This window comes from Methylobacter svalbardensis (genome assembly GCF_037671525.1).
Classification (GTDB): Bacteria; Pseudomonadota; Gammaproteobacteria; order Methylococcales; family Methylomonadaceae; genus Methylobacter_A; species Methylobacter_A svalbardensis.
In genome coordinates this window covers 1-8,664 of record NZ_JAWPOH010000096.1, presented here as the reverse complement: position 1 = coordinate 8,664, position 8,664 = coordinate 1, and the positions used below count along the sequence as shown (strand labels likewise).

Annotated in this window: 12 protein-coding genes and 1 pseudogene; 1 reads left to right on the top strand and 12 read right to left on the bottom strand. The window is 40.5% G+C overall.

What is annotated here, in order from left to right:
• Positions 1 to 205: 205 nt before the first annotated feature.
• The 7 genes from RW114_RS18950 to bfr (RW114_RS18925) all read right to left on the bottom strand — a co-directional run bounded on the left by RW114_RS18950 (position 206) and on the right by bfr (RW114_RS18925) (position 4,877).
• A complete protein-coding gene (locus RW114_RS18950) occupies positions 206 to 550 on the bottom strand; it encodes a hypothetical protein (RefSeq protein WP_340124310.1) in 345 nt (114 codons plus the stop codon).
• Positions 551 to 651: 101 nt separating this feature from the next.
• Complete coding sequence (locus tag RW114_RS21095; protein WP_422614848.1) at positions 652 to 879, bottom strand: tyrosine-type recombinase/integrase; 228 nt, start codon at positions 877 to 879, stop codon at positions 652 to 654.
• A complete protein-coding gene (locus tag RW114_RS18945; RefSeq protein WP_340124309.1) occupies positions 857 to 1,717 on the bottom strand; it encodes a tyrosine-type recombinase/integrase in 861 nt (286 codons plus the stop codon). The genes RW114_RS21095 and RW114_RS18945 overlap by 23 nt, the downstream gene beginning before the upstream one ends.
• Before the next feature lie 597 nt (positions 1,718 to 2,314).
• Positions 2,315 to 3,256 (bottom strand): hypothetical protein, encoded by a 942-nt coding sequence (locus RW114_RS18940; protein WP_340124308.1) that lies wholly within the window; start codon positions 3,254 to 3,256, stop codon positions 2,315 to 2,317.
• Between the two features lie 314 nt (positions 3,257 to 3,570).
• Positions 3,571 to 3,771 (bottom strand): (2Fe-2S)-binding protein, encoded by a 201-nt coding sequence (locus tag RW114_RS18935; RefSeq protein ID WP_340124307.1) that lies wholly within the window; start codon positions 3,769 to 3,771, stop codon positions 3,571 to 3,573.
• Between the two features lie 125 nt (positions 3,772 to 3,896).
• Positions 3,897 to 4,379, bottom strand: coding sequence for a bacterioferritin (gene bfr, locus RW114_RS18930; protein ID WP_340124306.1), 483 nt, complete (start codon positions 4,377 to 4,379; stop codon positions 3,897 to 3,899).
• A gap of 18 nt (positions 4,380 to 4,397) precedes the next feature.
• Positions 4,398 to 4,877, bottom strand: a complete 480-nt coding sequence (gene bfr / locus RW114_RS18925) for a bacterioferritin (RefSeq protein ID WP_340124305.1) — start codon at positions 4,875 to 4,877, stop codon at positions 4,398 to 4,400.
• Positions 4,878 to 5,129: 252 nt separating this feature from the next.
• Between bfr (RW114_RS18925) and RW114_RS18920 the strand changes: the two genes are divergently transcribed.
• Entirely contained in the window at positions 5,130 to 5,303 is a 174-nt protein-coding gene (locus RW114_RS18920) for a hypothetical protein (protein ID WP_340124304.1), read from the top strand.
• A gap of 174 nt (positions 5,304 to 5,477) precedes the next feature.
• Here RW114_RS18920 and RW114_RS18915 read toward each other — a convergent pair whose 3' ends face one another.
• The 5 genes and pseudogenes from RW114_RS18915 to RW114_RS18895 form a co-directional block, all read right to left on the bottom strand.
• A complete protein-coding gene (locus RW114_RS18915) occupies positions 5,478 to 6,770 on the bottom strand; it encodes a type II toxin-antitoxin system HipA family toxin (protein ID WP_340124303.1) in 1,293 nt (430 codons plus the stop codon).
• The gene (locus tag RW114_RS18910; RefSeq protein WP_340124302.1) at positions 6,770 to 7,123 is read right to left on the bottom strand and encodes a helix-turn-helix transcriptional regulator; all 354 of its coding nucleotides are present in this window, start codon (positions 7,121 to 7,123) and stop codon (positions 6,770 to 6,772) included. Before RW114_RS18910 ends, RW114_RS18915 begins: the two co-directional genes overlap by 1 nt.
• Before the next feature lie 257 nt (positions 7,124 to 7,380).
• Positions 7,381 to 7,626 (bottom strand): hypothetical protein, encoded by a 246-nt coding sequence (locus tag RW114_RS18905; protein ID WP_340124301.1) that lies wholly within the window; start codon positions 7,624 to 7,626, stop codon positions 7,381 to 7,383.
• A 59-nt stretch (positions 7,627 to 7,685) separates the two neighbouring features.
• Positions 7,686 to 8,420 carry a UPF0149 family protein gene (locus tag RW114_RS18900; RefSeq protein ID WP_340124300.1) on the bottom strand — a complete coding sequence of 245 codons (735 nt, stop codon included), beginning with the start codon at positions 8,418 to 8,420 and terminating at the stop codon, positions 7,686 to 7,688.
• Between the two features lie 53 nt (positions 8,421 to 8,473).
• Positions 8,474 to 8,664: pseudogene (locus tag RW114_RS18895) on the bottom strand (SWIM zinc finger family protein); the annotation flags it as partial.

Sequence of the window (8,664 nt, the reverse complement as noted above, 5' to 3'; positions counted from 1 at the left end):
TAGCATCAAAGCAGGACTCAATCAATTCGAGGACTTTGGGTTCGTCGGATAGTTGATTTAAGGCAGCGTTCAGCAGTTTGCGCTGGTGATGATCTAATTCACGGATTGCAGTAATTAATTGAAAAAACTCGGCGTTTTTCATGATGATCTCCAATTGAAAACCTACATGGCTTATTTTATGAAAAAGAAATAAAAAATTCCATAGTTAACGATGACATAGCCTTAAATATTGGTCTTTCCCAATCCGCAAATTCATTAACATTGGCTCGTTTGACCGAAAACTCGCACACCAGTCAAGTTGATCTGGGTAAATGCCTTGCACTAATGACTCAACTAATTTTTCATCATCAAAGTTAACAACTTTTCCGGGTTTAACATGCGCATGATTAACTAAATTTACAGAAAGCTTTAAATGACCTTCCAAAGTTAATTGCAAAATATCGGCCTCCGTCACTGTTTCACCACAAACTACAGAGAGATGGCGGGCAGCTTCTGGCAGAGTCAGCCATTTTTTTAGATTGAATAACTTTGATGATGTGGGTTTTTGCAAGGTAACGCTCCATTAAAGCGGGTGCCATAGATAATGACACCCAGACAGTCTGTTAAAAATTCCACTCCCCCACAGTAGGGATAGTCTGGCTATAAGCCTAATTATAGGCTAATAGATTTTGCCATCGTATCATTCAGCACTTGGGATTTATGTGCAGTTGATAAATGCGTATAGCAGTCGGTACTGGCTAGACTCTTGTGACCGAGGATTTCGGCTATTTCTTTTAATGTCCGTCCATCTCGTGCTAAGGTCGAGGCAGTATCATGGCGCATATCGTGCCATCTAAAGTTTTTTGTTCGGCGACAATTACCCTGTCCGGTCGGCGACAACTTTCAAGCATTTTGCCCATTGCTTTTTATAATCAAAGGGTTTGTTTATATCCACGCTAGAAGGAAATAATAGGCGGTTGCCAATTTCCCGATGCTTTTTCAGTTGATCCATAATAACGTTCGGTATCGGCGTGTGGCGTGGCGTTCCGTTTTTGGTGTCGGATAGCATCGCCAGGCCTTTATCAAAGTCGATGTCATTCCAGCGTAGCCGCTCAAGCTCACCTTTACGCATCCCGGTCGTGAGTGCCATTAGGACTTTTAGATAGAACTTGCCGCCAATATCTTTAGCCGACTTGAGTAACCGTGGTTTTTCTTCATCGGAAAGATAACGAACAATCTTATTGTCTAGCTTGAGAGAACGGACGCGCTTGCAGGGATTGTCATCGACATATTGATCCAGAACACTTTCATCCTCTTGTTGCAGAGTGGCATAGTCCAGGATAGCCGATAAAACGGCGAGGTGTTTATTGTAGGTCGCAGGTGCTTGTGATTTTTTTTGTTTGAGAGCATCCCGGATAAGTTCCGGCGTAATGTCTGAAAGTAGAGTTTTACCTAAGCGTTGTTCCCAACATAAAACCAGCCTTACCCTATCATGGTCTTTTCCAGTCCACCATTGCATGTATTCATCAGCTAATCGACTGAATTGGATAGTACAGGGTTTAATACCTTTAGCTTCATACTCTTGAGAATCCAAAACTGAACGATTGCCCCATGTACGAGCATCTTGCTTACGTCGAAATGTTTTGGTTTTTATGCCCTTACCAGATTTGGTAAGAATGGTGCGATAACGGACTTCGCCGTTTTTTAGATCAACTTTGATAATGTGGAAATTTAGCATCTGCGTTGCCTCGTTTTGAGGTTAAAACAAAACTACTGTAGTTATCACTGTAGTCGTTTGTTTAGTACACAGTTACTGAGGCTTTTTATCCTTAAAAAGCTTTTTAAATCAAAGGCTTTGTGGTGGGTCGTGCGCGATTCGAACGCGCGACCATCGCATTAAAAGTGGTGTTGTCATCTTTAACTAGTTGATTAATATACAATTAAATAACCAGGATTTATCGTTGCTATCTGTATTAATCCCCTTTGATCTGTATAGAGTTACCCAAAAGTTACCACAGCACTTTTTGCCAAATAATCCAATATATGTGGATTTCAAAGAATTTTGAAGCATTTTTGTAATGCTTATTTATGAGGATTTTTTCGATAAACTGACAAAGGTTCGGCATTGTTTACAGACTAAAAAAACCAAGACAGAAGAACTCGATATCTCTATCATCACAAAATGGAATGCCGTCCTTCCCTTCCCTTCCCATTCTTCTTAACACTAAAACAAAGTCACTTCCCTGTTCACCAATCAAGCCAGTCTTTAGCTCACGGCTTTAATCAGTTCCGGTCTCTATATTCTCAGTAATAATCTTCTTGCCCTCCCAATTCCTTATGAATGAGGTAAACTTGATGGGATATCAGGAAAACCTTCCAGTAAAACCATATCATGCTGATAATTACGATAAGCTAAAAATATATACTCATTCCAATAATTCTTACTTAATCCATACTTCATCAGATATTCATAAGCTGCCTCTTTTTCTTTGATTTTTGTCCGCAGCAAATTTCTTTCAAAGTAGTCTAACCAATCATTTTCAACAAAGGGTGTAAATTCTTTGCTGAGGCCTATTTTTCCCAAGACATAGGGAGTCGTGAAAACGATTGAATAATCAAATTGCGTATTGTTGTCAAAAGGCGGCGGCATAACTCGCGCAAACCAAATCTCACCAGGATTTCCTAAATAACCACTTGCTGGAAACACCTTAATTTCTTTATTTGTTATTAACTCTCTTAAAAATACATAACCACCAGACGTTCCTTCATGCTTGAATAAGCCCATTCTTGATTCTTGCATCTTCTCGAATAAATTTATCAGCCCTTCGTCAACGCTAAGAAATTTATATAAATCAATACCGATTGTGCCGCATGTTTCTCTTTTGGGTCCTGCACATAAATCAAACGCCCCCCAACACGAAAAGTATGAACCTGTTAATGGACTCATGGGTGGTCCTGACGGCATATACTCTTCCTGTGCTTGTGCATAAGCATCACCCAACTTATCGAGAAACGGTAAATCGAAAAGTTGTTCAATAAGGACCGACAGTAGGTTTTGTCCATAGACATACAGTCCATGAACAGGATCGTATTCTGTAAGCTGATTCTGAGAGATGATGGTTTTTTGAAAGTCTTCTGCTCTAATCTTGGCATCTCTCCAATCAGATAAATTAGTCACTTTCTTGTGGAGATGATATTGCGCAGAGGCTATAACTTTTCTCGCTATCGGACCTCTACCAATAGTAGTACCCTGCTTTGATTTTACGATGTTTTTCATTTTCAGTGATGTCCTATACGCTAATTGCTGTTTACAATACATGCAATTAGTTGCTGTCAAATGTGACAGTTTAAAGGATACACATCGTAAATTCACAATTTAACTTATAGACAGCCAGATTAACTTGGTTCCGAACAGAATCAGTAATTAATTCGTTTAAAACCTGAGAATAGATCCCACTTAGTAGCTACGGGTTTAATCAAATCGACGAATAATGATCCACAGAGATGCATAATTCAACCATTGACACTAACGGCTAAATTGTCGACGCTAGAAACCCAAAAGTGAACCGAATTGCCACTCAAGCAATAGTGTCAGGCGAACGCTAATAATTGCAGGCTTTCCTGAGCATCCTCATTGACTGCTTTTAGACACTTACGGGCGCAACTTACGCAACGACCGCAGTCAACCCCTACGTTCAAATCACGGCGTAAATCCCTTAGCGTTTTAGCTCCATTCCTGGCTGCTTGATGAATCTCACGATCAGTCACAGCCTGACAAACACAAACATACATGAAACAGCTCCTCAACAAATGCAATAATGCAAAGCTACTAAGAACCATTCTCATTTAGTTTTTAATATCTGTCAAGCTCGATTAAGATCAAAAAACTTGTTTTTGATCTTAGCTTATTCAAAACATCAATCGCCGTCGTGCTGTATATGTGCTTGCAAATAATTAGGCAAACTGACATTCGTTATTAGGTTGTGCTGGGTTTCCAGCCAATCGATAGCCTGTTCACAATGCTCTAGCAGTTCCTCCAGCAGTTCACGACTGACGTAGTCTTGTAATTCCTCACATAACGCCACAGCTTTGATCAACAATGGACGCTGAACATTTTTTTCATATTCCAGATCGCCATTTAAACATTCGACGACATTTTCACCGATCAGCAGCTTTCCAAGATTTTGCAGATTGGGTAACCCTTCCAGAAACAGAATGCGCTCGATGAGCTCATCAGCTTCTTTCATGACGCGGATCGACTGCTTGTACTGGTAGTCATTGAGTTTTTCCAGTCCCCAGTGACGGAACATTCGTGCATGCAGGAAATACTGGTTGATCGAAGTTAGTTCGTTTTTGAGTACCTTGTTGAGAATTTCAATAATTTTTTTATCGCCTTTCATATCAATGTCCTCGTTGGCTTAAACGCCCTGCTTCATTTGACTTTGCTGGTAGTTTTCCAGACCCACAAGGTTAATCAACTTCAATTGTTGCTCTAACCAATAGGCATGATCCATTTCCGTGTCTTCTAGTTGCGCTGCCAACATATCGCGGGTCACGTAATCCTGGGCTTTTTCACAGGCGGAAATAGCTTTTTTTAACTCGCCGACCACTTGATATTCGACATCCAGGTCGGCTTTAAGCATTTCCGGCACCCCGCTGCCAACGGTTAATACCTCGCGTTTGGCTAGGTTCGGCGTGCCTTCCAGAAATAGAATACGCTGAATCATGGCACGAGCATGAAGCCGTTCATGCTCTGACTCATGAAAGCTTTTTTCGGCGAGATGATTCAGACCAAAATCAGCATACATCTCACCGTGAATTAAGTACTGATCGGATGCGCTCAGCTCTCCAGCAAGTAAACTGTTAAGAATTTCTATGATTTTCTTATCGCCTTTCATAATGACCTCTTAAAGTGAGTGAAATGTGGGATTTTCAGTAGTCTAGTGCAACTGGGTAAGCAATTGAAATGATTCTATACCGCTCATCTTGACCGTCAATCAAATTTGTCTATATGAACAGTTCCTGAATTTATTGCACCCAATCAGGAAACAATCCATATATTCCCAGCATCATTGTCAACAATAGCAATCACCACTATAGTTGAGTTGTAGTATGAAAAAAACTCTTCCACTTGATATGAGGATTTACTCATGAACGACTTCTATAAAGATATTCTTATCGGCATTGTATTCATCATTGGTCTGCTGGGCTTTATCTCTGGCGAATTCATTATCTCATCTACACTGTTCGCCTCAGCGGCCATTGCTAGTAACATTAAAATTAACGCTAAAAGAGGCAAAGTTGGTCACTTTTCATGGGATTAATTCAATTCATTAGCCATGAAGACTTCCTTGGTCTAAAGGCCGTTGAGGTCTTCATGCCCGCTAAATTGTTAACCTTACACGCTTAACAACAAAACTCCTCCAAAAGCATGATGGTTTTTAAGCGCTGGAACCTGCCACGTACAAGGAGTGTTTGTTATGCATACTTTAACAAACTCACTGATCGTATCTCTTGAGCAAATCATCATCACTATCTGTCGAAACCATATCACCTTGAATAAAAAGCCTTTCTTTGGCGCTATTCATTGTGCAAGCAAATCGCTCTGTGTCGCTAGATGACACGCCTATTTCTTTAAAAACAGCCTCCCATTGAGATATTGCTCTCGTTACATCCGTTAAGTTTTTTAATGCTTCATGGTATGTTATTCCAAATCTTTTGTAAGACGATAGCGCATTTTCAATGGTTGCGGATCTTCCTTGCTGGCCAACATTAATTGCAAGATCGAAGTTTGTTGAAACTCCCAGGGTTGATGCAGTCGGTGTAATGTCAAATGCGGGAGAAAGGCGAATGTTATTGTTTGTTGTAATAAAACCATGATTTTTTGCATGATCATCTGTGTTTCTAATTGCTATACTAAATAACATTCTTTTGAATAACTCGTGACTTCCTTTAATGTCGCCATTTTTTCGCAATACATCAGCAAAGTCTTGATAGCCAAAATCGCGATCTGTTTCATACTTGTTTAGTAACGCTAGCGCACTAATGTATCCGTGTCGTGTATATCCACTGTTATTTTTATCCGGCGCTGACAGAAATTGTCTATCAAATCGCTCTATGAAAAAAACATCTTTTCCAGCAATAGACTTAACACTGATCGTGGGTATTGTTATACCAGCCATTTGCGCCATCCGCATTGATGCTGCTTCTATTTTAACGGCATTATAGTGATCGCCAATTGCTGGAAATTTTGCAATCCATAATTTGTTATTCATTTCAATAGTGCATTTGGGTCGCATTCCACCCAAACCGGAGCCTTGTTGTAGAATTTGTTGGTAAGCTTTTTCAACCTCCCCGCCAGACTGTATAGTTTCAGCGGCTTTAATAATGCCTTCAAGGGACGAATATCCAGGTAAAGACAGGACGGGTTCTGGTGAATCCAACGACAACCTAAAACTCAGATTGCCTATCATTGAAGCGCCACCACTTAATAATAGATCGTGCTCGCTAACATCCTCAATTGGGCGCTTATTTAGCGATGAAAATACCAATCGCCCCCAATAATCAGGAAGCGAATCTCTGAAAGCGCCAAATAAGCCATTAAAATCTTTAGCTATGTACTCATCCGTACTAATGGGCAGGTCAGGAGAGATGGCGTAAGCGTGTTTTTCAATATATCTCTTTCCATAGGAAAAAGTGCCCACTAATTCTTTGTCATCATACTTAAAAAGCCCAGCTGGCGTGGCTGATATATCGCCAGGCAAGTACACAAAAACAAATATGTTTTTCATTAAAAATCAAGCTCCTCGTTTTGTTTTATTCTAACTCGTGTAGGAAGCTCTCTTTTTTCTAGGGCAAGACCAATGCGATCAGATCCTGGTGCCGCAATTAATGAAAACTCATCATTCAACCCCATCATGTATAACGCACTTAAATACAGACCTATTGCAATAGAAGGGTCGCCATTCTCGATTTTTCTATAAGTCTTTACCGATATCGCAACGCGTTTAGCCATGTCTTCTTGGCGTATTTTGCGGCGTAATCTTGCGAGCTTAATATTACTACCTAGCTGAGACATTTGAATACAGCAGGGTTTTGGCATGCCGCCTAGACCAGAGCTTCGACTCTTTTCATTAATGGGCATAATAGCTCCTCTTATTAGGATTTAATAGGAACTATAGCACCTAAAATTAAAGGCATCAACATTAGGGTTTCCTGGCTCGTAGCGCTGCCCTGCGCCTACACAAACAATATTGAAGACCTGTGGCTTTTATGGGGTGGGATGCATGGGTGCGGTTTCCAGTAGGTGACACTAAATCATCGGCAGCTTCCCTGATACCTCTTACAATCGATTTAGTTTCTTCCGTGGCATACGCCAGACCACGGACCACACTAATAGTTTTAAATCCAAGAAATATCTTCGTCTTGTTTTATATATTCCCACATTTCATTTTGATGCAACCATATTGGATCAGCATTTAGTCGTATGTACTCATCAGCATCAATCCCTTCAATCATGGGCGGCCTATCGACTCTGACTTGTTTTCCATTCATGAAGACCCACATATACTTTTCTTGCCTTTCTGCTTTCGCAATCTTTCTCGCCCGCTTTTGTGCAGTAGTGAGTTTCTTTTTAATTTTCGCCATTGTTGCGACTTATTTTTACTGCTACACAAAAAATGAATATTTAGCTCAACGATAGACTTTCAATGTAAGCAACATTTTTTATATTTCTTACCACTACCACAGTGACAAAGATCGTTACGCCTCAACTGAATTGATTGCTCAGGCATTTGCCTTATCGTCTGTCCCTGCGCAGTTCTCTTTTTCACTTCGCAACTCAATCGCTGAATATTTTTCACTGCGGTCGGCAGCAGTTCTAAACACGAATATTCAACATACATCTCAACGTCCTCCTCGCTTAAACCTGGCGGAACGCCCTGGTTGATTTTAGTTACAAATTCTTCATCGTCAAAATCATCATCGACTAAAAATTCAATAATTTTAAAGCAATTTTCAACAGGATCATCCTCAAGGTTCAAGCCTTCCTTTCTCGCAGCACGTAGATTCGTCCAAAATTCCGACCGCATTTCCATTCCCAAAAAGAAGCCCCAGGTCCAGTCCTTCATTGTGTCAAACAACTCCAGAGTCATTTTCTTTGGGGCGTAAGGAAAATGAAGCCTAGCTTTCAGGTCTAGCGCGCTGTAATGAGCACAGGACGTTAATAGCTCAGCGCGCAATTGCTGCATTGCCTCAACAGCACCGTACTCATGGATTTCATCATCAAAGATAATAGGCAACCATTCGTCTGGCTCTATGGGGTCGGGTGTAATCACTACGGCGTATAACAAACCTTGAATCTCAGTTACATTTAAACATTTCTCTGGACCAATAATTTTCAGTAATTGAGTTATATTACTCTGAGTCTTTTCACTTAACATTGTTCATAGCTCTTCATTTAGTTTAAACACAGATATACTTTTTCCCTGAAAGATCACAGACCTTTCAAGATATTCTTGCGCATCCTGAGATAAAAATCCTCCATAACCTCAATAAAAGAGTTTTGTTTTTGCCAAAACGCAGGGAAATCACCGCCTTTTTTAATTAACATCGCAGGAATTGTGGCAGGCTGACTGGGTTCTATGCTGCTTGGCAACGGTTTAGCTCCTTGCCAAAAGCCTTTCA